This window comes from Actinomadura luzonensis, from assembly GCF_022664455.2.
GTDB lineage: Bacteria > Actinomycetota > Actinomycetes > Streptosporangiales > Streptosporangiaceae > Nonomuraea > Nonomuraea luzonensis.
Genome location: NZ_JAKRKC020000001.1, coordinates 1,764,720 through 1,788,790, shown reverse-complemented (window position 1 = coordinate 1,788,790; position 24,071 = coordinate 1,764,720). Strand labels below are relative to the sequence as shown.

The window sequence follows — 24,071 nt, the reverse complement described above, 5'->3', positions numbered from 1 at the left end:
GGCATCCCGGTCAGCCGGTGATCACCTCGATCTCGTACACGCGGGCCACGTCCAGCGTGTTGCCGGACGGGTCCGTGATGAGGAGGCGGACCTGGTCGGCGACGGCCGCGCCGCCCGGGACGCGGACCACGCCCGCCGTGTTGCCGGTCACCGCGCCGAGCCGGGTCCAGCCGTCCGCCGTGCGCGCCTCCACCGCGAAGTCACGCAGCACGTCCGTGCCGGGGACCGGGGCCCTGGAGTACCCGGACCACACCCGGACCTCGCCCACCGTCACCTGCCGGCCGAGGTCGACGGTGATCGTCGGCGCGGTGTCGCCGTCGGCGGAGATCCACCGGCTGTCGTCGGTGCACAGGCCGTCCACGGCCTTGCCGCCCTCCGCGCCGGCCCGCAGCACCGACGAGACGGTCACCGTCGCGCCGAGCGCGGCGTTCACGCCGCCGCCGGACGAGGCGGCGGTCAGCCGGGCGGCGACCGCCGCGAACGGCTCGCCCTGTCCCGGCACGCCGGTCCGCGGGACCGTCACCCGCCAGAGCGCGCCCGCCAGCGGCGCGGTGACGTAGAGCAGGTCGGTGCCGTCCGCGCCGCGGATCGCGCGGAGCCGCTGCAAGCCCTGCCGCACGTCGCCGACCGCGCTGAACGCCCACCCGCCGGCGTCCGCCCGCTCGGCCTTGACCACCTGGCTGCGGCTGCCGAGACAGCCGTTCGCCTCGGCCACGAAGTAGATCCGGGTGCTCGGCCCGGCGTGGGTGACGCCGATCGTGGCCGAGTTGTCCACGGGGTGGTCGTCGCGGGAGACGACGGTCTCGCGCCGCCATTCCGTGCCGGTCCAGGTCGCGTAGCGGACGTCGAAGCCGGAGAAGTTCGAATTGCCGGACTTCTCCCGCAGGTAGCGGTAGGCGATGCCGACCAGGCGGTCGCCGGTCACCGCGAGCTTGGCCGACTGCACGGCCCGGTCGCTGGAGGTGATCGTCTCGTCGCCCTCGAAGGGCTGGTAGACCACCGGCGCGCCGGCTCCGGGGGAGACCGGCTGGGTGAGCGGGGCGCCCGTGACGTCCTTGAGCGAGCCGTCGGCGGGGTCGTAGACCGCGTACGAGCCGAGGTGCCGGAAGGCGCTGGCCGGCCACGCCGCCCACTCCCACAGCACGTGCACCCGGCCGGCCGCGTCCACCTGGAGGTCGTCGGGGTAGAAGGAGTGGCCGGGTGCGGCGCCCAGGACGGCGGCGCGGCTCCAGGCGCCGGTGGCGGTGTCGAAGCGGTAGAGCCGGCCGCCGCGGACGCGCTGGGCGTCCTGGTCGGCGCGGGCCAGCACGTAGGCGTCCCCGTCCGCGCCCCGGACGGTCACCGGGTAGGTGAAGCTCAGGTCGCGGTCGGGGAGCTGCGCGGCGGCCTCGGCCATCGAGGTCACGTCGCCCGGCCTGGCGCTGCGGTAGTAGCGCCAGGCGTTGTTGTGCATGGAGACGAAGGCGTGGATGCGGCCGTCGCCGTCCACGACGATGGACGGCTGGTTGTGGCCGACGTCGTCCACGTACGTGACGCAGCCGCCGGCCGCGTCGGGCAGGCACCCGGTCCGCCAGGCGCCGTCCGGGCCCCGCGAGGCGAGGTGCACCTCGTGCCGGCCCTCGACCGGCGCGGGCGCGTCGAAGGCGAAGTACGTGACGCCGCCGAAGGTGTCGACGGGCCGCCACCAGCCGGCCTGGTTGGAGGAGTCGACGGTGACGGGCAGCCGCTCGATCGCCGGCCCGGCGGGCGTGGCGGACGCCGGAACGGCGGGCAGGAGGGTCAGGGCGGCCAGCAGCGCGGCCGGTAAGAGCTTTCGTGGGAACATGGCAGGACCACCTCTGTCGTGATGGGCACGGGGTGTCGGAGGCCGCCCGGCGGACCACCGGGGAATTGCCGTTCCCCCGGTCGCGGGAATTGCCGTTCCCGCGGCCCGGGTCCTCAGCCGGGCGGTTCTCCTACTTCTGCAGCGGCCTGGCGGTCTCGGCGGCCTTGGCCAGGGCGTCCTTGGCCGACGCCCGGCCGACGAGCACCGCCTGCACCTGCTCGGCGATGGCGGTCTCGATCTGGGCGTAGCCGGCGTAGCGCCAGAACGGGTTGGCGGTCGCGGTCTTGGTGATCTTCTCGGTCCACGCGGTGGTGAAGGCGTCCCCGGCCACCTTCGGGTCGGCGAGCCCGGCGGTGGTCGTCGGCGGCAGCTTGACCTTCTCGAAGAAGCCGGCGACCGTCGCGGTGTCGGAGGTCGCGTACGCGGCGAAGTCGGCCGCCGCGTCCGAGCCCTCGCCCTCCACCACCACGATCACGTGCCCCCACAGCAGCGCCTGCGGCGTGTCGCCGCTCTTCAGCACCGGCCGGGCCAGCGGCGCCATCTTCTCCGCCAGCGACTTGTCCGGAGACTGGGCGGCCACCACGCCCCTGGTGATGATCGCGTCGTCGTAGAAGGCCGCCTTGCCCTGCGCGAACAGGGCGCGGGCGTCGAAGCGGTCCACGTCGGGCGCGATGAGCCGGGCGTCGTAGAGCTTCTTGTACCACTCGACCGCGGCCACCGAGGCGTCGTCGCCCACGGTGATCGTCTCGCCGTCGAGCAGCGGGCTGCCGAACGTGCGCATCCACGGCAGGATGTCCTTGAGCTGCGCCGCCTTGGTCGCCGCCGCGTACGGCGTGATGCCGCCGCCCAGCTCGGCGACCGCCCGCAGCGCCGCCTCGAACTCCTCGACCGTGGCCGGCAGCTCCTCGACCCCGGCCTTCTTCAGGATCTCGGTGTTGGCGACCAGCCCGATCGAGCCGGTGGTCCACGGCAGTCCGAGCTGCTTGCCGCCGAACGTGCCGCTGCTCAGCGCGACGTCGGTGTAGCCGCCCTTGGCGGCCTGCGCGCCGAGGTCCTTCAGCCGGCCCACGGCGGCGAGCGCGGCCAGCCACGAGATGTCGAGCTGGATCGCGCCGCCGACCTGGCCGCCGCGCAGCTTGAGCGTCACCTGGTTGAGGTACTCGTTGTACGGGAACGACGCCGTCTCGATCTTCACCTGCCTGGCGGCGGCGTAGGCGTCCACGATGGCCTGCACGGCGCCCTTCTGCGCCTCCTCGTTCAGCGACCAGGACGTGAAGCCGAACGTCTTCGCGGCCGCGTCGCCCTTCGGCGCGCCCCCTCCGGAGGCGGCGTCGGGGGCGCAGGCGGCCACGGCCGCACCGAGCGCGGACAGGCCGGCCAGCCGGAAGGCGTCGCGGCGGTTGAGCGTGTTCATGTCTCTCCTGACAGAAAAGGGGGGTTGGGGTCAGCCCTTGACCGCGCCCGCCGTCAGCCCGCCGACCAGGTACCGCTGCAGGAACATGAACGCGGCGATGACCGGGAGCGAGACGACGAAGGACGCGGCCATGAGGTCCGGCCAGGCGGTTTGGAACTCCCCGAGATAGGTGTGCACCAGGCCCGGCGGCAGGGTCTGCCGGTCGGGGTCGGTGAGGGTGAGGGCGAAGACGAAGTCGTTCCAGGCCCGCACGAACGCGAACAGCCCGGCCGCCACCAGCCCCGGCGCGGCCAGCGGCAGCGCGATCGTGTGCAGCGTGCGCCACCGGGAGGCCCCGTCGATGGCGGCCGCCTCCATGAGCGTGCTCGGCACGGTGTCGAAGATGCCCTTCAGCATCCACACGCACAGCGGCAGCGTGAACGTGGTGAACGACAGGATCAGCGCTCCGTAGCTGCCGAGCAGGCCGGTCGCGCTGAAGACGGCGTACAGGGTGACGAGCAGCAGCGCCTGCGGGAAGAGCTGCGAGGCCAGCACCAGGTGCATGAGCGACCTGCGGCCCCGGTAGCGGAACTTGGAGAAGGCGTAGGCCATGTACGCCGACACCAGCACGCTCAGCACCGCCGTGACCACCGACACCACCACGCTGTTGACGAGGTAGCCGAAGAGCTGCTCGTTGTCGGCCAGCCTGGTGAAGTGGTCGAAGGTGATCTCGGTGGGGAACAGTGCGGGCGGGAAGCTGAACGCCTGGTCGTCCGGCGTGAACGCGGTGACGACCAGCCAGTAGATCGGCGCGAGGCCGAAGAACCCGATGACGGCCACGGCGGCCCAGGCGGCGGCCCGCGAGCGCGGCCGGCGCCGGCGCGGGGCCTCCGGCAGGGCGACCGGGCGGGTGAGCGTGGCCGTCATGCGTTCTCCTTGCGCAGGTAGAAGGCCATGAGGACGAGCAGCAGGAGCATCCACAGGCCGCCGAGCGCGGTGGCGTGGCCGAGGTCGAAGCCCTTGAACGCGGTGTCGTAGACGGCGACGGCGAAGGTCTTGGTGGCCCCGGCGGGGCCGCCGCCGGTGAGCACGTAGATCGTGTCGAAGTGCTGGAAGTTCCAGATGAACTCCAGCAGGAACGCGATCCCGGCGATGGCCCGCATGTGCGGCACGGTCACCGAGCGGAAGCGGCGGATCGCGCCCGCGCCGTCCACGGAGGCGGCCTCGTGCAGCTCCTTCGGCATGGTCTGCAGGCCGGCCAGCAGCATGACCATCATCCACGGGAAGCTCGCCCAGGTCTTGGTGACGATCACCGCCAGCATCGCGGTGCCGGGCTCGCCGAGCCAGCTCACGTGCGTGCCGAGCAGGCCGTTGAGCACGCCGTAGTTGGCGTTGAAGATCCACAGCCAGAGGAAGGAGACGACGACGCCCGGGATCACCCACGGGAACAGGAACAGCCCGCGCAGCCAGCCGGGCAGCCCGCTGTTGAGCGCCAGCGCGAGAGCGTAACCGATGACGAAGGGGGCGATGGTCGCGCCGAGCGTGAAGACCAGCGTGTTGCGGAGCACCGGCCAGAAGTCGCCGCCGAGCAGGTCGCCGTAGTTGGCGAGGCCGACGAACGAGCGGCCCGGCCGCACCAGGCTCTGCTCGAAGAAGCCGGTGACCAGCGCGGACACCAGCGGGTAGGCGATGATCGCGGCGAACAGCGCGAGGCCCGGCACCATGAGCAGCCAGGCGAACTGCCCGTCGGTGAGCTTGCGGCCGGTCACGACGAGCCCGCCAGCGCGTGGACGGGGCCGACGTAGCCGAGCCCGATGCTGATGGAGTCGGCGGTCTCGATGACCGTGCGGGCCAGCTCGGCCTCACGGGCCTCCAGGTCGATGGCCGACAGCGGCCCGGAGATGGAGATGGCCGCGACGATCGTGCCCGACATGTCGCGGATGGGGGCCGCCACGCAGGCCCGGCCGAAGGCCAGCTCCTCCACCTCCGTCGCGTAGCCGCGCCCGGCCGTGGCGGCCAGCTCGCGATCCAGCGCCTCGTGCGCGGTGATCGTCCGGGAGGTGAACGGCGGCAGCTCGGGCAGCAGCGCGCGCCGCTCCTCCGGGGCGAGCGCGAGCAGCAGGCACTTGCCGATGCCGGTCGCGTAGAGCGGCTTGCGCTGCCCGGTCAGCACGAACGACCGGGGCGCCAGGCGGCCCTCGAAGTTCAGCAGGTAGAACATCGACCCGCCGCGCCGGACCGCCACGTTGACGCCGAGGCCGAGCGCCGCCGCCAGGTCCTGGGCGATCTGCCTCGCCTCGCGGTGCACCGGGTTCTGGTTCAGCGCGACGCCGCCGAGCGTGATCGGGGCGGTGCCGAGCCGGTAGAGGCCGCTGACCTCGTCCCGCTCGACGAACTCCAGCGTCTCCAGCGTGGCCAGCAGCCGCGAGGCGGTGGAGGTGCCGAGCCCCGTGGCCTTGGCGACGTCCGACACGCGCAGCTCGGGCCGGCCGGTCAAGAACGCCCGCAGGACCGAGATCGCCCGCTCCACGCTCTGGTTGTTGCTCTGATCGGAAGCCACCCTGTCTCCATTGCAATTGGCTTGCACTATGTGGGATGGTCCTGCACATGCCGCAAATCCGTCAAGTGCGTAGTTTCCCGGTGAAGATCCGCCACCAGGACGCCTACCTCGGCACGCCGGCCCAGGAGGAGGGCTACTTCGTCCGGCCGCCCTGGCGCAGCCTCTACTCCGCCCGCTTCGAGACGCTGCTGGTCAGCGTGACGGCCGACGACGGCACCACCGGCTGGGGCGAGGCCCTGGCGCCGGTCGCCCCCGAGGTGCCCGCGGCGATCGTCGAGCGGCTGCTCGCGCCCGTGCTCATCGGCGAGGACCCGACCCGGGTGCGGCCCCTCTGGGACAAGCTCACCGGCCTCATGCGTGAGCGCGGCCACCTCACCGGCCACCAGGCCGACGCCCTCGCCGCCGTGGACATCGCCCTCTGGGACCTGACCGGCAGGCTCACCGGCCGCCCGGTCGCCGACCTGCTCGGCGGGGCGTTCAGGAGCGAGGTCCCCGTCTACGTCAGCGGCCTGCCGAGGCCCACCGACGCCGAGCGCGCCGAGCTGGCCCGCCAGTGGGCGGGCAAGGGCGCGACCCGGGTCAAGCTGCACCTCGGCCACGGCGTCGAGGAGGACCTCGCGACCTTCGACGCGGTCGCCGCCTCCAGCCTCCAGGTCGCGGTGGACGCCCACTGGGTGTACGAGGTGCCCGCGGCGGTCCGGCTGGCCCGCGGCCTGGCCGAGCGCGGCGCGTTGTTCCTGGAGGCGCCGCTCGCCCCCGAGGACGTCGAGGGCCACCGCGAGCTGGCCCGCCGCGCCGACCTGCCGATCGCCGTGGGCGAGACGCTGCGCAACCGGTACGAGTTCGCGCACTGGCTCGGCCGGCGCGCCACCGGCCTGGCCCAGCCGGACGTGGGCCGCACCGGGATCACCGAGCTGATGGCGATCGGCGAGCTGGCGGCGGCCCACCACGTGCGGGTCGCGCCGCACCACTCGACCGGGCTCGGCGTCGCGCTGGCCGCCGGCGTGCACGTCAGCGCGGCGCTGGCGAACCTGGCCTGGTTCGAGTACCAGCCCACCACCTGCGAGGTGGCCGGCGCGATCCTGCGCGCGCCGCTGCCCGGCGACGCCGCCGGCTTCCCCGTGCCGCCCGGCCCCGGCCTCGGCGTGGACGTCGATCCCGCCGCCCTGGTGCCCTCAGCCGCCCTCTGATTGGAGAACCTTCGTTGGCTCTGTCCGGACTGATCCCCATCCTCGCCACCCCCTTCACGGACGACGGCGAGCTCGACCTGCCGAGCCTGCGCCGGCTCACCGAGTGGCAGCTCGCCTCCGGCGCGGCCGGCGTCGCCGTGTTCGGCATGGCCAGCGAGGGCTTCGCGCTGACCGCCGCGGACCGGGCGGCGATCCTGGCCGAGGTGCGCGCCGCGGCCGGCGCCGCCCCCGTGGTCGCCGGGGTGGGCGCCACCAGCACCGCGACCGCGCTGGAGCAGGCGCTCGCCGCGCGCGACGGCGGCGCGGACGCGCTCATGGTGCTGCCGCCGTACCTGGTCAGGCCGACCGGAGGGCAGCTCGTGGACTTCTACGGCGAGCTCGCCGCCCGCGCGGGCGTGGACGTCATGGTCCAGGACGCCCCCGGGGCGACCGGCGTCAGCATGCCGGAGCCGCTGATCGTGGAGCTGAGCAAGCTCGACGGCGTCACCTCGGTCAAGGTCGAGGCCCCGCCGACCGCCCCCAAGGTGGGCGCGGTGGCGGCGGGCGTGGCCGGCGACTTCGCGGTGTTCGGCGGGCAGAACGCGCTGTTCTGCCTGGAGGAGTACGCGCTGGGCGCGGTCGGCACGATGCCGGCCTGCGAGTTCACGGACCTGCTCGCGCCGGTCCTCGCCGACTGGGCCGCCGGGCGCGCGGAGGACGCCCGGGCCGCGCACGCCCGCCTGCTGCCGCTGATCCGCACGGGCATGCAGCCCGGGCTGGCCTGGGCGGTGCACAAGGAGGTGCTGGTGCGGCGCGGGCTCATCGCCTCGGCCGCCGTCCGCTCCCCAGCCCGGCCGCTCGACCCGGCGAGCCGCGCGCTGCTCGACGACGTGCTGGCCGCCCTGTGGTGACGAATCCTGTGGTGACGGATCCGGTGGTGACGGGAACCGGACGCGGGGTGCTGCTGGCCGGCGGGAACTCGCCCATCGGGCGGGCGGTCGCGGCCGCGTTCGCCGGCGGCGGCGACCGGGTCGCCGGGATCGGGCTGGAGCCGTGCGACGACCCCGCCTACACGGGCTTCCTCGTCCGCGACTGCGCCGACCCGGACCAGGCCGGGACGGCGGTGGAGGAGGCGCTGGCCCTGCTCGGCCGGCTGGACGTGCTGGTGCTGGCCACCGCCGTGATGCCGGTCGCGCCCGTGACCCGCACCACCGGCGAGCAGTGGCGCGCGGCCCTCGGCGCGACCCTCGACGTGGCCTTCCACCTGTGCCGGGCCGCCCTGCCGCACCTGCCGCGCGGCGGCGCGGTGGTGGCCGTCGGCTCGGTCAACTCCTTCCTGGCCGCGCCCGGCCTGCCCGCCTACGCCGCCGCCAAGGGCGGGCTGGACGCCTTCGTCCGGCAGCTCGCCCTGGAGTACGGCCCCGCCGGGATCCGCGTCAACTCGGTGGCCCCCGGCCTGATCGGCGGCGCTGACCTGGAGGGCGCCGCCGAGGGCTACCCGCTCGGCCGCACCGGTCTGCCCGAGGACGTGGCGGAGGCGGTGACGTTCCTGGCCTCGCCGCGGGCGGCGTTCATCACGGGCGTGGTGCTGCCCGTGGACGGCGGCCTGTCGATCGCCTCGCCCGCCGCCTACCTCCGCCCCGACCTGAGGGCCCGCTTCCTGCCGGACTGAGGAAAACCGCAGGTTGTCTCGGGTACGCGCATCATTCCGGGCGCATGGGCACGATCCGTAGCGTTCCGGGCATGAGAGCGAAGTTGATCGACGTCCCCCGGCGGGCGGTGGCCGGCCTCGTCGCGGCGCTGGCGCTGGCGGCGGCCGTGCTGCTGGCCGCGATGACCGACAGCACGATGCAGCCGCTGCCCGCCTCCGCGCCGCCCGGCGAGTTCAGCGCCGCGCGGGCCTTCGCGCACCTGGAGCGCTTCGCGGCCGAGCCGCGCCCCATCGGCGGCCCGGCGGGCGAGCGGGCCAGGAACTACCTGGCCGGGCAGCTCCGCGCGGCGGGCCTCAAGGTCGAGGTGCAGCGGGCCGTGGGCGCGAACGCCTCGACCGGGCTGGCCTCGTTCGGGCAGGTGCACAACCTCGTCGCCACCCGGCGCGGCACCGCCTCCACGGGCACGCTGCTCATCGCCGCCCACTACGACTCGGCGGCGATGGGCCCCGGCGCCTCCGACGACGCCGCCGCCGTGGCCGCCATGCTGGAGACCGTGCGGGCGCTCGGCGACGCGCCGCTCCGCAACGACCTCGTGCTGCTCATGACCGACGGCGAGGAGGACGGCGTGCTCGGCGCGGAGGCGTTCGCCAGGGAACACCCGCTCGGCCGGGCCGGGGGCGTGCTGCTGAACTGGGAGGCGCGGGGCGTCGCCGGGCCGTCGCTGATGTTCGAGACCTCGCCGGGCGACGCCGGGCTGGTGCGGGCGTTCGCCGCCGCCGCGCCGCGCCCGCGCGGCGACTCGACGATGGCGGCGCTCTACCGGCTGCTGCCGAACAACACCGACTTCACCCCGCTCACCGCGGCCGGGTTCGCGGGGCTGAACTTCGCCTACATCGAGCGCTCCTCCCACTACCACACGGCCCGCGACTCCCTCGCCGAGCTGGACCGGGGCAGCCTCCAGCACCACGGCTCGACCATGCTCGCGCTGGCCCGCGCGCTCGGCGGCGCCGACCTGCCCGCGCTGCGCGCCGGCCACGACGCCACCTACTTCCGGATCTTCGGGGTCATGGTCACCTACCCGGACGCGCTGGTGTGGCCGCTGGCCGGGCTCGCCGTCGCGGCGGTCCTGGGGCTCGCGGCCGTGGCCCGGGTCCGGCGGCTGCTCAGCGTGCCGCGGCTGGTGGCCGCGGCGGTGTCGGGGGTGCTGCCGCTCGGCGGGGCCGCGCTGCTCGCGCAGGGGTTGTGGGAGGTGCTGGTGGCGTGGCGGCCGGCGTACGACGGGATGGGCGGGCTGCTGCACCGGCCGGACGCCTTCCGCGTGGCCGTCGTGCTGCAGAGCGGGCTGGTGGTGCTGGCCTGGTACCTGCTCCTGCGCCGGCGGCTCGGGCCGGCCGCGCTGGCGGTCGGCGGGCTGGCCTGGCCGGCGGGGCTCGGCGCGTTGTGCGCCGCCGTCGCGCCGGGGGCGTCGTTCGTGTTCGCGCTCCCCACCCTGTTCTGCGCCCTCGCCGCCCTCGCCACCCTGGCCTTGGGACGCCGCCGCGGACCGGCCGCTCTCGCGTCGGCAGGGGGAGGCCGCCGCGGACCGGCCGCTCTCGCCTTGGGAGGGGGACGTCGCCGTGGACCGGCCGCTCTCGCCTTGGGAGGGGGACGTCGCCGTGGACCGGCCGCCCTCGTCTCGAAGGGGGGCCGTCGTGGAGCGGTGGTCGTGTTGACGGCCGGGGCGGTGCCGGCCGTGATGTTGCTGTCCGGCCTGGTCAGGACCGTCTTCGACGGCATGGGCCTGGCCCTCGGCGGGGCGAGCGCGCTGCTCGCGGCCCTGCTCGGCCTCATGCTGCTGCCGTTCGCCGAGCTGTGGCTGCCGGAGCCGGACGCCCCCGCCCGCCCGCGCCGCGCGCTCCGCCTGGCGCCGGCGATCGCGCTCGTCCCCGCGCTGGTCGCCGCCGGTCTGGCCGCCGACCGGTTCGACGCCCGCCACCCCGGCCGCACCCACCTGGCCTACGTCATGGACGCCGGCAGCCGCACCGCGAGCTGGGTCAGCGCCGACCGCGAGCCGCCCGCCTGGACCAGGAGGTACGTCACCGGCCACGACACCGCGCCGCTGCCTCCCGGCTACGCCCGCGGCGCCGGCCTGTGGACCGGGCCCGCCCCCGCGCTCGCCCGCGCGGCGGCCCCCCGCCTGACCGTGCTGCGCCGCACCGGCGACCGGGTCGAGCTGCGCGTCAGCGCGGGCCGTCCGGCCCGCTCCGTCACGCTCCGGGTCGAGCGGCCGATCACCGAGGCGACGGCGGCCACGGCCGGCACCGCCCCCGTGACCGTCGCCGTCGCCGGGACGAGGGCGAACACCTGGCCGGGCGAGATCCGCTTCCGCGGCCTGCCGGACACCGGCGCCCGCGTCACGCTGCGCGTCCAGGGCGCGGGGAAGGTGCGGATCACCGCCATCGCCGAGTCCGACGGCCTGTCCGTAGTGCCGGGATTTGTCCCGAGACCTCAGGACCTGGTGGCGGCCACCCGCGAGGACGGCGACCTCGTCGCGATCGCCCGAACCTACGATGTCTGACCGACACCTTCAGGTGCGACACTGAACGCATGGTGGATGACGAGCACCGCCCGCTGATGCCGAACATGCGGCTCGACGAGCTGCTGGCCGAGCTCCAGGTCCGGCTCAACGCCGTGCTGGCCACCCGCGACCGCGTCCACGCCCTGCTGGAGGCGGTCGTGTCGGTGGGCAGCGACCTGGACCTGGAGACCGTCCTGCGCCGGATCGTCGAGACCGCGACCAAGCTGGTCGACGCCAGCTACGGCGCGCTCGGCGTGGTCGGGCAGGAACAGACGCTCCTGCAGTTCATCCCGGTCGGCCTGAGCGACGAGGAGATCGCGGCCATCGAGCACTGGCCCCACGGGCTGGGCCTGCTCGGGCTGCTGATCAAGGACGCCCGGCCGCTCCGGCTGGGCCGCATCTCCGACCACCCCGAGTCCTACGGCTTCCCGCCGGGCCACCCGCCGATGGGCACCTTCCTCGGCGTGCCCATCCGGGTCCGCGACGAGGTGTTCGGCAACCTCTACCTGACGGAGAAGCGCGGCGGCGGCGAGTTCGACGAGGAGGACGAGGCCATCGTGATCGCGCTGGCCACGGCCGCCGGCGTCGCCGTCGAGAACGCCCGCCTGTACGAGGAGTCGCGCCGCCGCGAGTCGTGGCTGGAGGCGTCCTCCGATCTCACCACGCGGCTGCTGTCCGGCGGTGACACCCACGAGGTGCTGGCCATGATGGCGACCAGGGCCCGGCAGATGAGCGACGCCGACCTGGTGAAGATCCTGCTCCCGGACCCGGCCGGGCAGCGCCTGCTGGTGGAGTTCGAGGAGGGCCTGCCCGAGGACGTGCTCGCCGACGTCTCCTTCCCGCTCGACTCGACGGCGGCGGGCGAGGTGTTCCGCACCGGGCGCTCGCTCTGCTCGCCCGACCTGCTCGACGCCGACTCCCGCCTGCGCGACCTCGGCTTCGGCCCCGAGCTGCTGCTGCCGCTCGGCGCGGGCGAGGCGGTGCGCGGCGTGCTGGCGCTCGCCAAGTGCGTCGGCCGCATGCCGTTCAGCGCCGCCGACATCCGGGCGCTGGAGGCGTTCGGCGGCCAGGCGGCGATCGCGCTGGAGCTGGCCGACACCCGCCGCGACGCCGAGCGGCTGAGCCTGCTCGAGGACCGCGACCGCATCGCCAAGGACCTGCACGACGTGGTCATCCAGCGGCTGTTCGCCACGGCCATGACGCTGATGAGCACGGTCCGGCTGGTCGAGCACCCCGAGGCGTCGAGCCGCCTGCAGCACGCCATCGACGAGCTGGACGAGACCATCCGGCAGATCCGCTCCACCATCTTCGCCCTGCAGAACCCGAGGGAGAGCGCGGCCCCGAGCCTGCGCACCCAGATCGTGGAGCTGGTCGAGGGGGCGCGGGGGCACCTCGGCTTCATGCCGGGGCTGCGCATGGAGGGCCAGCTCGACGCCCGGATCTCCGGCGACCTCGCCGAGCAGCTGCTCGCGGTCCTGCGCGAGACCCTGTCCAACGTGGTCAGGCACGCCAAGGCGACCAGGGCCGACGTGGCGGTGGAGGTGAGCGACGGGCTGCTGTCGCTGTCGGTCCGCGACAACGGCGTGGGGCTGCCGTCCGGCGGGAGGCGCAGCGGCCTGCGCAACCTGGAGGACCGGGCGACGCGGCTCGGGGGTTCGTTCAGCGCCGCGCCGGGGGAGTCGGGCGGCACCGTGGTCAGTTGGAGTGTCCCCTTGTGATCCGGCGGCCGCTGACCTGCTCCACGCGCACCCGGATGAAGTGGTCGCGGCTGCCCGGCGCCCACGGCTCGATCGGCAGCATGGCCAGGCGGGACATCTCGGCGGGGTCGGTGACGGCGTCGGCGTGCCCGACCACGCTCACCGACCATCCGGTACGCAGCACCGGGTCGTAGTCGTCGACCTCGAAGGCGACCACGGTCCGGCGGGTGGCGGCGGCCAGCTTGGAGCCGAGGCCGGTGCGGATGACGATCGCGTCGCCGTCGAGGCAGAACGTGACGGGCTGCACCGCCGGCAGCGCCCGGTCGGTGAAGACGATCCGGCCGATGGGCGCCGAGGCGAGCAGGCGCAGGCACTCCGCCTCGGTGAGCACCTGGAGTCCGGACGAATCGAGTTTCATGCCTGCCAGCTTCGCCGCCGGGCGCGCGGGACGCTTAGGGGCGAAAGTCCTGTCGTGGCGCGCCGAACTTCCCCCCTCAGGGGCGCCGGTCGTTGCGCAGCCGCGCTGCCAGCGCGGCCGCCTGGGTGCGGCGCTGCATGTTGAGCTTGGACAGCAGGTTGGAGACGTAGTTCTTGACGGTCTTCTCAGCGAGGAACAGCCGCTCGCCGATCTGCCGGTTGGTCAGGCCCTCGCCGATGAGGTCGAGGATGTGCCGCTCCTGCTCCGACAGCGCCGCGAGGGGGTCCTTCCTGGCGGCCTGCTCGCGCAGCCGCTGCAACATGGCGGCCGTGGTCTGCGGATCGAGCAACGACTGCCCGGAGGCCACCGTGCGCACCGCGCCCACCAGGTCGGAGCCGTGGATCTGCTTGAGCACGTAGCCCGAGGCCCCGGCCATCACGGCGTCGAACAGGGCGTCGTCGTCGGCGAACGACGTCAGCATCAGGCACGCCAGCCCCGGCACCCGCGAGCGGACCTCGCGGCACACGTCCACGCCGTTGCCGTCGGGCAGCCGCACGTCGAGCACCGCGACGTCCGGCTTCAGCGCGGGGATGCGCGCGATGGCCGACTCGGCGGTGCCGGCCTCGCCGATGACCTCGATATCGTCCTCGGAGTCCAGCAGGGCGGCCACACCCCGGCGCACGACTTCATGATCGTCGACAAGGAAAACGTGAATCATAGGTCCACGCTAACCGCCGACCGGCCCACTCAGGTAGTGACCTAGGTCCCCGATCGTCGCGGGCTTTGCGCAGGTACGTCCCGGGGCGGGCGTCGGGTAGTCTGCCTGCCCGCGAAGGGAGAGCCGTCATGACCTGGTGGTCCGTCGTCCGTTTCCTGCACGTGTTGTCCGCGGCCCTGTGGGTGGGCGGGCAGCTCGCGGTCTCGCTCGTGGTGCTGCCCGCGGCCCGCCGGCTGCTCGACGGCGAGCGGCGGGCCGCGGTGCTGAGCGCGGTCGGGCGGCGGTTCGGGCTCGTGACGGCCGCGGCGTTCCTGCCGGTGCAGCTAGCCACCGGCGTGGCGCTCGCCGCGCGCAAGGGCGTCACCTGGCAGTCGCTGGCCGAGCCGGGCTACGGGCGGATCCTGGCGGCCAAGCTCGGGCTGTTCGCCGCGGTGATGCTCGCGGCCGGGCTGCACGGCTGGGCGAGCGGCGCCGGGCGCGCCCGTCTCGCCCGCGCCCTCGCCATCGCCTCGCTGGTGGGCTCGCTCGGCGTGGTGCTGCTGGCCACGGCGCTGCCCGCGACCTAGCCGCACACTGCACGGATGGTCCATCGGACGTGTGAAAAAGGACTTTCGTCCCTGCCCGATTCGGGACGCCGCCCCTGATCCTTGGGGCCATGACCGCAGAAACGCCTGTGCCGAAAAGGCTCGCCGCCAGGAGGTTCTTCACCAAGGGCGAGGTGTCGGCCGACGGGCGCACGCTCCACCAGATCGACCCCGCCGCCTGGGACCGCTTCTACCGCGACCGGTGGTCGCACGACAAGGTCGTGCGCTCGACGCACGGCGTGAACTGCACCGGGTCCTGCTCCTGGCAGGTCTTCGTCAAGGACGGCTTGATCACCTGGGAGCACCAGGCCACCGACTACCCGTCCGTGGGGCCGGACTCGCCGGAGTACGAGCCGCGCGGCTGCCCCCGGGGCGCGTCGTTCTCCTGGTACACCTACTCGCCGTCGCGGGTGCGGTACCCGTACGTGCGGGGCGTGCTGCTGGAGATGTGGCGCGAGGCGAAGGCGCGGCTGGGCGACCCGGTCGCGGCGTGGGCGGAGCTGACCGGCGACCCGGAGCGGGCGCGGGCGTACAAGCGGGCGCGCGGCAAGGGCGGCTTCGTCCGGTCGAGCTGGGACGAGGTCCTGGAGCTGATGGCCGCCGCGCACGTGCACACGGTCAAGCGGTACGGCCCCGACCGCGTGGTGGGCTTCTCGCCGATCCCGGCGATGTCGATGGCGTCGTTCGCGGCCGGCACGCGCTTCCTGTCGATGATCGGTGGCACGCTGCTGTCGTTCTACGACTGGTACGCCGACCTGCCGATCGCCTCCCCGCAGGTGTGGGGCGACCAGACGGACGTGCCGGAGGCCGCCGACTGGTGGAACTCCCGCTACCTCGTCATGTGGGGCTCCAACATCCCGGTCACCCGCACCCCGGACGCCCACTTCATGACCGAGGCCCGCTACCAGGGCACCAAGGTCGTCGCGGTCAGCCCCGACTACGCCGACAACGTCAAGTTCGCCGACGACTGGCTGGCCCCGCACCCCGGCACGGACGGGGCGCTCGCGATGGCGATGGGTCACGTGGTGCTGGCGGAGTTCTTCCGGGACCGCCAGGTCCCCTACTTCACCGACTACGTCCGGAAATATACGGACCTACCGTTCCTGGTCACCCTGGAGCCGCGCGGCGACGCGTACGTGCCGCGCCGCTTCCTCACCGCCGCCGACCTGGCCGAGACCGGCGAGAACGCCCAGTTCAAGACCGTCTTCCTGGACGCGGGAAGCGGCGGGCCGGTCGTCCCGAACGGCTCGCTCGGCTTCCGCTGGGGCGAGGAGGGCGCGGGCCGCTGGAACCTCGACCTGGCCGGCGCCGACCCGGCCCTGACGCTGCTCGGCGGCCGCGCGGTCGAGGTGGACCTGCCGCGCTTCGACGAGGGCGCCACCGAGGGCGGCGCGGCCATGCGCCGCGGCGTGCCCGTCACCGAGGTCGGCGGCAGGCTCGTCACCACCGTGTTCGACCTGCTCATGGCCCAGTACGGGGTGGCCCGCGACGGCCTGCCCGGCGAGTGGGCGACCGGCTACGACGACCCGTCGCAGCCGTACACGCCGGCCTGGGCGGAGGAGATCACCTCGGTCCCGGCCGCCACGACCGCCAGGATCGCCCGCGAGTTCGCCCGCAACGCCGAGGTCACCGAGGGCCGCTCGATGATCGCCATGGGCGCGGGCACCAACCACTGGTTCCACTCCGACCAGATCTACCGCTCGTTCCTCACGCTCGTGCTGCTGACCGGCTGCCAGGGCGTCAACGGCGGCGGCTGGGCCCACTACGTCGGCCAGGAGAAGGTCCGCCCGGTCACCGGCTTCCAGCACCTGGCCTTCGCCTTCGACTGGCAGCGGCCCACCCGCCACATGGCCGGCACCGCCTTCTGGTACCTCGCCACCGACCAGTGGCGCTACGAGCGCATCGAGGCCGGCGAGCTGTCCAGCCCGCTCGGCGACGGGCTGTTCGCCGGCCGCTCGTTCGCCGACTGCAACGCCCAGGCCGCCCGGCTCGGCTGGCTGCCCTCGCACCCGACGTTCGACCGCAACCCGCTCGACCTCGCCGACGAGGCCGCCGCGAAGGGCGTCCCGGTCGCCGAGCACGTGGTGCGCGAGCTGACCGCCGGCCGGCTGCGCTTCGCCGCCGAGGACCCCGGCGACCCCGCCAACTACCCGCGGGTGCTCACCGTCTGGCGGGCCAACCTGCTCGGCTCCTCCGGCAAGGGCAACGAGTACTTCCTGCGCCACCTGCTCGGCGCCGACGCCGAGACCCGCAACGAGGAGGGCGTCCACCCCGCCGAGGTGACCTGGCGCGAGGAGCCCGCCGAGGGCAAGCTCGACCTGCTCACCGCGATCGACTTCCGCATGACGTCCACCGCGCTGTTCTCCGACGTCGTGCTCCCGGCCGCCACCTGGTACGAGAAGCACGACCTGTCCTCGACCGACATGCACCCGTTCGTGCACGCCTTCAACCCGGCCATCGCGCCGCCCTGGCAGACCCGCGCCGACTACGACGTCTTCCTCGGCCTCGCCGACCGCTTCTCCGAGCTGGCCGCGGAGCACCTGGGCGCCCGCACCGACGTGCTGGCAGTCCCGCTCGCCCACGACACCCCCGACGAGCTGGCGCAGCCCGGCGGCCGGGTGCGCGACTGGAGGCACGGCGAGTGCGAGCCCGTCCCCGGCAGGACCATGCCGAGGATCGTCACGATCGAGCGCGACTACGCCGCGATCGGCGAGCGCATGCGCGGCATCGGCCCGCTGTTCGGCAAGCTGGGGCTCACCACCAAGGGCGTCACCTACCAGGTCGGCCCCGAGCTGGTGCACCTGCGCGCCCAGAACGGCACCACCCCGGAGGGCCGCATCTCGCTGGCCACCGCCGACCGCATGTGCGAGGCCATCCTCGCCCTGTCCGGCACCACGAACGGCCGCCTGGCCACGCAGGGCTTCGAGACGCTGGAGCGGCGCATCGGCACCCGGCTCGCCGACCTGGCCGCCGAGCACGAGGGCAAACGCATCACGTTCGCCGACACGCAGTCGCGGCCGCAGCCCGTCATCACCTCGCCCGAATGGTCCGGCTCGGAGACCGGCGGGCGGCGCTACTCGGCCTTCGTCATCAACGTCGAACGCGACAAACCCTGGCACACCCTGACCGGCCGCCAGCAGTTCTTCCTGGACCACGACTGGATCATCGAGCTGGGGGAGCAGCTCCCCGCCTACCGCCCGCCGCTCAACATGCGCCGCCACTACGGCGAGCAGGGCGACGGCGACGCGGCCGAGGTGACCGTGCGCTACCTCACCCCGCACTCCAAATGGTCGATCCACTCCGAGTACCAGGACAACGCGTACATGCTGGCCCTGTCACGCGGCGGCCCCACGATCTGGATGAGCGTCGAGGACGCGGCGAGGATCGGCGTGGCCGACAACGACTGGATCGAGGCGTACAACCGCAACGGCGTGGTGGTGGCCAGGGCGGTCGTCTCGCACCGCATGCCCGCCGGGACCGTGTACATGTACCACGCCAAGGACCGCAACGTGAACGTCCCGCTCACCGAGAGGTCGGGGCGGCGCGGCGGCGTCCACAACTCCCTCACCCGGCTGCTGCTCAAGCCCAGCCACCTCATCGGCGGGTACGCGCAGTTCACCTACGCCTTCAACTACTACGGGCCGACCGGCAACCAGCGTGACGAGATCACGGTGATCCGCCGCCGCGGCCAGGAGGTGACCTACTGATGCGGGTCCTCGCCCAGGTGGCCATGGTGATGAACCTGGACAAGTGCATCGGCTGCCACACCTGCTCCGTCACGTGCAAGCAGACCTGGACGAACCGGGAGGGCGTCGAGTACGTCTGGTTCAACAACGTCGAGACCAAGCCCGGCGTCGGCTACCCCAGACGCTACGAGGACCAGGAGCGCTGGCACGGCGGCTGGCAGGTGGACCGGCGCGGCCGGCTCAAGCTGCGCGCCGGCGGCCGGGTGCGCCGGCTGGTCAGCCTGTTCGCCAACCCCGACCTGCCGGACCTCGACGACTACTACGAGCCGGTCACCTACGACTACGACAGCCTGATCAACGCCCCCGCCGGGCCGCACGTCCCCGTCATCCGCCCCAAGTCGGCCATCACCGGCGAGGACACCGCGATCACCTGGGGCGCGAACTGGGAGGACGACCTCGGCGGCGCCCCCGAGCACGCGCCCGCCGACCCCAACCTGGCGGCCATGGCCGAGAAGGTGCGCCTGGAGTTCGACCGCACGTTCATGTTCCACCTGCCGCGCATCTGCGAGCACTGCCTCAACCCGGCGTGCGTGGCCGCCTGCCCGTCCGGCGCCATGTACAAGCGGGAGGAGGACGGCATCGTCCTGGTGGACCAGGACCGCTGCCGCGGCTGGCGCATGTGCGTCTCGTCGTGCCCGTACAAGAAGGTGTACGTCAACCACAGGACCGGCAAGGCGGAGAAGTGCACCTTCTGCTTCCCGCGCATCGAGGCCGGGCAGCCCACCGTGTGCGCCGAGACCTGCGTCGGCCGGCTCCGCTACCTCGGGCTCGTCCTCTACGACGCCGACGCCGTGCTCGGCGCGGCGAGCGTGGCCGACCCGCGCGAGCTGCTGGAGGCCCAGCGGCGGGTCTTCCTCGACCCCGACGACCCGGAGGTGGTCGCCGCCGCGCGGGCGAGCGGCATCAGCGACGACTGGATCGAGGCCGCCCGGCGCTCGCCGGTCCACCGCCTGGCCATGCGGTACGGGGTGGCGCTGCCGCTGCACCCGGAGTACCGGACGATGCCGATGGTCTGGTACATCCCGCCGCTGTCGCCCGTGCTCGACGCCGTGACCGGCGTCGGGGCCGACGCCGACGACCCGGACAACGTCTTCCACGCCATCACCGACCTGCGCATCCCGCTGGAGTACCTGGCGAGCCTGTTCACGGCCGGGGACACCGAGGTCGTCGCGGGGGTGCTGATGAAGCTGTCGGCGATGCGGGCGTACATGCGGGCCCGCAGCCTCGACGGCACCGTCTCGGCGGATCTGCTGGCCGCGTCCGGGATGACGGCGGCCGACATGGAGGACATGTACCGCCTGCTCGCCGTCGCCAAGTACGACGAGCGCTACGTCGTGCCGCCCGCCCACCGCGAGGACGCCGCCGCCCTGGCCGCCCAGGCGGACGGCTGCAGCCTGGACGGCGACGGCGGCCCCGGCATGGGCGGGTTCCACCCGACCGGCCTGACCGGCCGCCGCTCCGACGGCCGCCTCGGCCTGAAGCTCTTCGCGGGAAAGGGAGGGACGGCATGAGGCTGCCGCGCAGGGAGCGGCCGGCCGCGCTCACCGCGCCCGCGGACCGGGCGGCGCTGTTCCGGCTGGTCTCGCTGCTCCTCCAGTACCCCGACCCCGAGCTGCTGGCCGCCCGCGACGAGCTGTGCCGGGCCGCCGGGGAGCTGCCCGCCTCGCCCGCCCGCGACGCGCTCGCCGCCTTCACCGCCTGGTACCGCGAGTGCGAGCCGATGCCGCTGGCCCGCTCCTACGTCGAGACGTTCGACCTGCGCCGCAGGTCCAGCCTCTACCTCACCTACTACCTGCACGGCGACACCCGCCGCCGCGGCATGGCCCTGCTCACCCTCAAGCAGCGCTACCGGGCGGCCGGCCTCACCCCGCCCGACGGCGAGCTGCCCGACTTCCTGCCCGTGGTGTGCGAGTTCGCCGCGCTGGCCGGTCCCGGCGCGGGGGAGGCGCCGCTGCGCCAGCACCACAAGGGCCTGGAGCTGATCCGCACCGCGCTCCGCGACGCCCGCTCGCCGTACGGGCTGGTCCTCGACGCGCTCTGCGCCGAGCTGCCGGAGCTGTCGGCCGCCGAGCGGGCCGCCGTCGCGGGCCTCGCCCTCGCCGGGCCGCCCGCCGAGGACGTCGGCCTGGCTCCCTACGGCCCGCCCCTGACCGAACTGGAGATCCGCTCGTGAACGTCGCGCTGTGGGTGGTCGTCCCCTACGTCGCCCTGACCGTGTTCGTCGTCGGCCACGTCTGGCGCTGGCGGGTCGACCAGTTCGGCTGGACGACCAGGACCACGCAGGTGCTGGAGAGCCGGCTGCTGCGGCTCGGCTCCCCGCTGTTCCACCTGGGCGCGTTCGCGGCCATCGGCGGCCACGTGCTCGGCCTGCTGGTCCCCAAGAGCTGGACGGCGGCCGTCGGCGTGGACGAGCACCTCTACCACCTGGTGTCGGTCAGCGCCGGGACCGTGGCGGGGCTCATGGTGGTGGCGGGCCTGGGGCTCCTGCTGGCCCGCCGCCTCACCGTCCCCCGGGTGCGGCGCACCACCACCCGCGCCGACCAGGTGCTGTTCGCGGTGCTGACCGTGACGATCCTGCTCGGCCTGACGGCGACCGTCGGCAAGAACCTGCTCGGCGGCGGCTACGACTACCGCGAGACGATCGCCGTCTGGTTCCGGGGCGTCCTCACCTTCCGTCCCGACCCCGCGCTGATGGCGGACGTGCCGCTGGTGTTCCAGCTCCACGCGCTGTCGGCGTGGGCGCTGGCGGCGATCTGGCCGTTCACCCGGCTCGTGCACGTGTGGTCGGCGCCGATCGCCTACCTGTGGCGGCCGTACGTCGTCTACCGGCGCAGGGCCGCCGTGAGGTGACCCAGCTCGCGCTTGAGGATCTTGCCGGTAGGGCTCGTCGGCAGCTCGGCGGCGAACGTGATGTGCCGCGGGTACTTGTAGGCCGCCACCCGCTCGCGCACGAAGGCGCGCAGCTCCTCGCAGCTCACCGGCGTCCGCACCGCCACCACGGCCCCGACCTCCTCGCCCAGCTCCGCGTGCGGCACGCCCACCACGGCCGCCTGCCGCACCGCCGGATGCTCGTACAGGACCTCCTCGACCTCGCGCGGGTAGACGGTGTAGCCGCCGCGGATGATCACGTCGCGGCGGCGGTCCACCAGGAAGAAGAAGCCGTCCTCGTCCACCCGGCCGAGGTCGCCGGTGTGGAACCAGCCGTCCCTGACCGCCTCGGCCGTCGCCGCCGGGTCGTTCCAGTAGCCCTTCATGACGTTGGGGCCGCGCACCACGATCTCGCCGATCTCGCCGCGCGGCAGCTCGCGGCCGTCCTCGTCGACGATCTTCATCTCGACGTCCCTGATCGGGCGGCCGATCGAGCCGGGACGGCGGCCGGGCCCGCCCCGGTTGGCGGCGGCCACGGGTGAGGTCTCGCTCAGGCCGTAGCCCTCGACGATGCGGCAGCCGAAGCGGGTCTCGTACGCGCGCAGCACGTCCAGCGGCAGCGCCGCCCCGCCCGAGGTGCACACCCGCAGCATGGACAGGTCGGACACCCCCGGGTGGTCCAGCAGCGCGATGTACATGGCCGGCACGCCCTGGAACACCGTCACCCCGTCGCGCCTGATCACCTCCAGCGCCCGGCCCGCCTCGAAGCGCGGCAGCAGCGTGAGCCGCGCGCCCGCGTGCACGCTCGCGTTGAGCGAGCAGGTCTGGCCGTAGGTGTGGTAGAGCGGCAGCGCGCCGAGCACCACGTCGTCCACGCCGAGCGCGTGCATGCGGGCCACCGCCTCGGCGTTGCCGGCCAGGTTGGCGTGGGTCAGCTCGATGCCCTTGGGCCGGCCGGTGGTGCCCGAGGTGTAGTGGATCACGGCGGTGTCGCCGCCCCCGGCGCGGGCCGGCCCGCGCTCCGGCGGGACGGCCCGCAGCAGCCGGGGCAGCTCGCCCGGCACCACGAAGAAGCAGTCGGCCCCGGTGCCCGCCGTGCCCGCCTCGGCGGTCTCGGCGAAGGCGTGCCAGGCGACCAGCAGCCGCGCCCCGCAGTCGGCCAGGTACGCGGCGATCTCACGGCGCTTCAGCAGCGGGTCCAGCGGCACCACCACGGCCCCGGCGCGCAGCACCCCGTAGTAGACGACGCCGAACTCCGGCACGTTCGGCAGCATGACGGCGACGCGGTCGCCGGGGCCGATCCCGCGCAGCCGCAGCAGCCCGGCCAGGCGGGCGCTCAGCTCCTCCAGCGCCGCGTAGGTGAGCCCTGCCCCGTCCAGCGTGAGGACCGCCCGGCCGCCGAGCCGCCCGGCGGCGATGTGGAGCCGGTCAGCGAGGTTCATGGGACGACCGTACGTCGGCTCTCCCACGCCCCTCATCGGTCACGGCGGCCAGTCTTTCCCGCCCGGCGTTGGTGGGCACCGCGTCCTGGAGCGCGATGGCGACCAGCAGCTCCACGAGGTCGTTGATGGAGCGCAGGCTCCGCCCGGTGCGTTCCTGGATGCGGCGCATCCGGTACTGCGCGGTGTTTGGGTGGATCTGCAGGCGTTCGGCGGCGGTGCGCAGGTTGAGGTCGGCGGCGGCGAACGCCCGGATCGTCGCGGTGAGCACGCCGCCGCGCGCCCGGTCCTCCTCCAGCAGCGCCGTGATGCGCGGGTCAACCAGGTGCCGGGCCGTGTCGTCGGCGCGCAGCGCCAGGTACTGGAACGGGGTGATCCTGGGCAGCGCCGCCACGCCGCCCTCCTCGGGCACGAAGTCCAGCACTGCCCGCGCCTCCTGGTAGGCCTGCGGGATCTGCGCCGTCCCGGCCGCCGGCGTGCTGACGCCCATGGCGAGCCTGATGCCCTCGCCGGCCAGGCCCGCGACGACGGCCTCCAGCCGGTCGCAGACGTCCTCGGCCTCGGCGCCCGGCCCGAGCACGGGCACCGCCACGATCTCCGACTGGCGCACCACCGACAGCGTGCGGGCCCCGTTGCCGCCGGTCCTGGCGAGGGCGGCGCAGGCGGCGTGCCGCGCCTCGGCGTCCCTGTTGAGCCCGGCCGTGACCGGGGCGGGGGCCTCGACCAGCATCGCCACCACGACCATGAGCGGCGTGCGCGGCTCCGGCGCGAGGCCGTGGGCCTGCGCGGCGGCCAGCTCCCTGCCGCGCGTCGGCGTGCCGCCGGCCAGCAGCGTCTCCAGCAGGCCCCGGCTCTCCCTGACGGCCTCGGCGGCGGCGTACTGCTGGAACTCCATGTAGGCGTACGCGGCCTGCGTGCTCGCGAAGTCGCAGTAGCGCATCTGCGCGACGGCCAGCGACAGCGCGGCCTCCCGCCCGGCGGGCGTCGGCCCGGCCCGCTCGACCAGCGACTCCCAGAAGACCCGCTGCCCGACCCGGTAGGCGTTGATGTAGTCGGCGAGGGGCACCCCGGCCCTGGCCCGGCGCATGGCGGCCCGCCGGACGAAGGCGATGTCCGCGGCCGTCACCGCCCGCTCCTCCAGCAGCACCGCGAGCTTGGCGCGGTAGTGCCGGACGACCTGGTCGCGCACGTCGGCGAGGAAGTCGGCGCCCTGCGCCGCGTACGTCGGCACCTCGGCCCTGATCGCCGCCGCCCCGGCGTCGGCCAGCTCCTGAACGTTGTCCAGCATCTCGGCGATGATGCGCGCCCGCTGCACCCGGACGGCCTCGGTACCAGTGAGCGTTCCCGTGCTGAAACGACCGGACATGCCGGGATGATCCATGCCCATCGGCGGGCGGTCAACGGGTCGTGACCGGTCCGAGACCGTCCCTGTGCTCAGCGGACAA

19 protein-coding genes are annotated in these 24,071 nt (G+C 74.0%); 10 read left to right on the top strand and 9 right to left on the bottom strand.

Translation table 11 applies throughout. The annotated features are described in order from the left end of the window. Nucleotides 1-10 precede the first annotated feature (10 nt). The 5 genes from MF672_RS08480 to MF672_RS08460 all read right to left on the bottom strand — a co-directional run bounded on the left by MF672_RS08480 (nt 11) and on the right by MF672_RS08460 (nt 5,778). Nucleotides 11-1,825: a BNR-4 repeat-containing protein gene (locus tag MF672_RS08480; protein ID WP_242375495.1), complete on the bottom strand. Its 1,815-nt coding sequence runs from the start codon at nt 1,823-1,825 to the stop codon at nt 11-13. 130 nt (nt 1,826-1,955) lie between these two features. Next, nucleotides 1,956-3,239 carry an ABC transporter substrate-binding protein gene (locus MF672_RS08475; protein ID WP_242375494.1) on the bottom strand — a complete coding sequence of 428 codons (1,284 nt, stop codon included), beginning with the start codon at nt 3,237-3,239 and terminating at the stop codon, nt 1,956-1,958. A 30-nt stretch (nt 3,240-3,269) separates the two neighbouring features. Continuing rightward, entirely contained in the window at nt 3,270-4,145 is an 876-nt protein-coding gene (locus MF672_RS08470; RefSeq protein ID WP_242375493.1) for a carbohydrate ABC transporter permease, read from the bottom strand. Next, nucleotides 4,142-4,987 (bottom strand): carbohydrate ABC transporter permease, encoded by an 846-nt coding sequence (locus MF672_RS08465; RefSeq protein ID WP_242375492.1) that lies wholly within the window; start codon nt 4,985-4,987, stop codon nt 4,142-4,144. Before MF672_RS08465 ends, MF672_RS08470 begins: the two co-directional genes overlap by 4 nt. Then, complete coding sequence (locus MF672_RS08460) at nt 4,984-5,778, bottom strand: IclR family transcriptional regulator (protein ID WP_242375491.1); 795 nt, start codon at nt 5,776-5,778, stop codon at nt 4,984-4,986. Before MF672_RS08460 ends, MF672_RS08465 begins: the two co-directional genes overlap by 4 nt. A gap of 80 nt (nt 5,779-5,858) precedes the next feature. On the opposite strand from MF672_RS08460, the gene MF672_RS08455 reads away from it, so the two are divergent. From MF672_RS08455 to MF672_RS08435, 5 genes are all read left to right on the top strand, one after another. Further along, nucleotides 5,859-6,968, top strand: a complete 1,110-nt coding sequence (locus MF672_RS08455; protein ID WP_247815202.1) for a mandelate racemase/muconate lactonizing enzyme family protein — start codon at nt 5,859-5,861, stop codon at nt 6,966-6,968. Nucleotides 6,969-6,982: 14 nt separating this feature from the next. Continuing rightward, nucleotides 6,983-7,858 carry a dihydrodipicolinate synthase family protein gene (locus MF672_RS08450; RefSeq protein WP_242375489.1) on the top strand — a complete coding sequence of 292 codons (876 nt, stop codon included), beginning with the start codon at nt 6,983-6,985 and terminating at the stop codon, nt 7,856-7,858. 26 nt (nt 7,859-7,884) lie between these two features. Next, the gene (locus MF672_RS08445; protein WP_242375488.1) at nt 7,885-8,619 is read left to right on the top strand and encodes an SDR family oxidoreductase; all 735 of its coding nucleotides are present in this window, start codon (nt 7,885-7,887) and stop codon (nt 8,617-8,619) included. Nucleotides 8,620-8,690: 71 nt separating this feature from the next. Continuing rightward, nucleotides 8,691-11,156 (top strand): M20/M25/M40 family metallo-hydrolase, encoded by a 2,466-nt coding sequence (locus tag MF672_RS08440; RefSeq protein ID WP_242375487.1) that lies wholly within the window; start codon nt 8,691-8,693, stop codon nt 11,154-11,156. Between the two features lie 29 nt (nt 11,157-11,185). Beyond that, on the top strand, nt 11,186-12,874 hold the full coding sequence (locus MF672_RS08435; protein ID WP_242375486.1) for a GAF domain-containing sensor histidine kinase: 1,689 nt from the start codon (nt 11,186-11,188) through the stop codon (nt 12,872-12,874). Here the strand turns inward: MF672_RS08435 and MF672_RS08430 are convergent. Beyond that, nucleotides 12,852-13,271, bottom strand: coding sequence for a pyridoxamine 5'-phosphate oxidase family protein (locus MF672_RS08430; protein WP_242375485.1), 420 nt, complete (start codon nt 13,269-13,271; stop codon nt 12,852-12,854). The two genes, MF672_RS08435 and MF672_RS08430, sit on opposite strands and share 23 nt — an antisense overlap. Nucleotides 13,272-13,347: 76 nt before the next feature. After that, nucleotides 13,348-13,989, bottom strand: coding sequence for a response regulator transcription factor (locus tag MF672_RS08425; RefSeq protein WP_242375484.1), 642 nt, complete (start codon nt 13,987-13,989; stop codon nt 13,348-13,350). A 128-nt stretch (nt 13,990-14,117) separates the two neighbouring features. On the opposite strand from MF672_RS08425, the gene MF672_RS08420 reads away from it, so the two are divergent. The 5 genes from MF672_RS08420 to narI all read left to right on the top strand — a co-directional run bounded on the left by MF672_RS08420 (nt 14,118) and on the right by narI (nt 21,169). Then, complete coding sequence (locus MF672_RS08420; protein WP_242375483.1) at nt 14,118-14,555, top strand: hypothetical protein; 438 nt, start codon at nt 14,118-14,120, stop codon at nt 14,553-14,555. An 89-nt stretch (nt 14,556-14,644) separates the two neighbouring features. Continuing rightward, the gene (locus MF672_RS08415) at nt 14,645-18,280 is read left to right on the top strand and encodes a nitrate reductase subunit alpha (RefSeq protein WP_242375482.1); all 3,636 of its coding nucleotides are present in this window, start codon (nt 14,645-14,647) and stop codon (nt 18,278-18,280) included. Continuing rightward, nucleotides 18,280-19,830 (top strand): nitrate reductase subunit beta, encoded by a 1,551-nt coding sequence (narH, locus tag MF672_RS08410; RefSeq protein WP_242375481.1) that lies wholly within the window; start codon nt 18,280-18,282, stop codon nt 19,828-19,830. Before MF672_RS08415 ends, narH begins: the two co-directional genes overlap by 1 nt. Beyond that, nucleotides 19,827-20,492, top strand: coding sequence for a nitrate reductase molybdenum cofactor assembly chaperone (gene narJ, locus MF672_RS08405; protein WP_242375480.1), 666 nt, complete (start codon nt 19,827-19,829; stop codon nt 20,490-20,492). The genes narH and narJ overlap by 4 nt, the downstream gene beginning before the upstream one ends. Beyond that, complete coding sequence (narI, locus tag MF672_RS08400; RefSeq protein WP_242375479.1) at nt 20,489-21,169, top strand: respiratory nitrate reductase subunit gamma; 681 nt, start codon at nt 20,489-20,491, stop codon at nt 21,167-21,169. Before narJ ends, narI begins: the two co-directional genes overlap by 4 nt. Here the strand turns inward: narI and MF672_RS08395 are convergent. After that, nucleotides 21,142-22,629 (bottom strand): long-chain-fatty-acid--CoA ligase, encoded by a 1,488-nt coding sequence (locus MF672_RS08395; protein WP_242375478.1) that lies wholly within the window; start codon nt 22,627-22,629, stop codon nt 21,142-21,144. The genes narI and MF672_RS08395 overlap by 28 nt on opposite strands. Next, on the bottom strand, nt 22,616-23,992 hold the full coding sequence (locus MF672_RS08390) for a PucR family transcriptional regulator (protein WP_242375477.1): 1,377 nt from the start codon (nt 23,990-23,992) through the stop codon (nt 22,616-22,618). Before MF672_RS08390 ends, MF672_RS08395 begins: the two co-directional genes overlap by 14 nt. Nucleotides 23,993-24,071 lie beyond the last annotated feature (79 nt).